This window comes from Alicyclobacillus sp. SP_1 (genome assembly GCF_024706985.1).
In the GTDB taxonomy this organism is placed as follows: Bacteria; Bacillota; Bacilli; order Alicyclobacillales; family Alicyclobacillaceae; genus Alicyclobacillus_I.
Map to the genome: position 1 here is coordinate 1 of NZ_JAMCCX010000006.1, position 1,022 is coordinate 1,022.

The window sequence follows — 1,022 nt, forward strand, 5'->3', positions numbered from 1 at the left end:
TCGGAGACTATAATTCCAAAATATTCATTGGAAACCTAACGAGACTCCATCAAGCAAAAACCGTCGAAATCCGGGTTGAAGTAATCTTGGAGTCCTGTTTGATATGTCGAAGTTAAATCCGTGTCAACTGCAAAATAAACCGGCGTACCGGAAGGTTGACCAAAAGTATTGTCCGCCGTTGTGAACGCTGTAAAACCGTCATTGTAGCCATTTGAATATCCGTTTGCAGTATCAAAATAAGACATTTCGTTTCCATCGATCTCCCAAAGCGAAACCACATAGATCCCGGCATTCGATAGGTCTTGGGCTTCTTGTCTAGACATTGCAAATTTACCGCCCAAATATCGTCCAACAAAGTAAAATTCGTCTTGTTGTAGACAACTGAGTGAATATTCCGTTGAACTTGCGGTATCCATGCCCCTACTCATTCTGGTTGACCCCCTTATAGACTCCACCCGGCCGGAGTGGTGAGAGGCGCTTCGTTTTGCCCCTCTAATAGGTTGTAGATAGGCTTCCAAAACGACGCTGTGCTCTCCATCGCCACATGTGTGCATCCATGCGACTGAATCCAGGACACCATCTCCAACAGATCATCAGTCATCGTAGCAAACGTCCGAATTTCCTTGACGCCCGGCGTCAGAACACACGCCACGACATTCTTCTTATGCACATCAATACCGCAACACCGTTCGTACACAACGTCCATATTCGCCCATCCCCGTCGGCCTGCATGATTGAAGGCTGGTGCAACAACCACGTTGGATTAATCTATCCCGCGTGCTTCCGAAGTAGGAGCAACAATCTGTGGTGCACCTGGTCGTCGTGATCAGTCTATTCCACGGGCTCATGGCACCAAGGAGACACGACCCACCTTCGCCAGCCACGATCTAGTTCTACACCATCCCATTTTCATCCTTCTGCTGGCGCCGCAAGGCGGCATGCGTGTCTATTCGAAGATTGGGAAACTCTCGACCCAACTCGAATGGCTCAAAAAAAAAAGTGGGCTTGATGTGGAGTAGAGC

Annotated in this window: 1 protein-coding gene and 1 pseudogene; both read right to left on the bottom strand. The window is 48.4% G+C overall.

Features of this window, described 5'->3' with window-relative positions; genetic code table 11:
* Positions 1–35: 35 nt before the first annotated feature.
* On the bottom strand, positions 36–428 hold the full coding sequence (locus M4I36_RS00045; RefSeq protein WP_258109556.1) for a DUF1906 domain-containing protein: 393 nt from the start codon (positions 426–428) through the stop codon (positions 36–38).
* Between the two features lie 56 nt (positions 429–484).
* Positions 485–706 (bottom strand): annotated as a pseudogene (locus tag M4I36_RS00050) (IS110 family transposase); the annotation flags it as partial.
* Positions 707–1,022 lie beyond the last annotated feature (316 nt).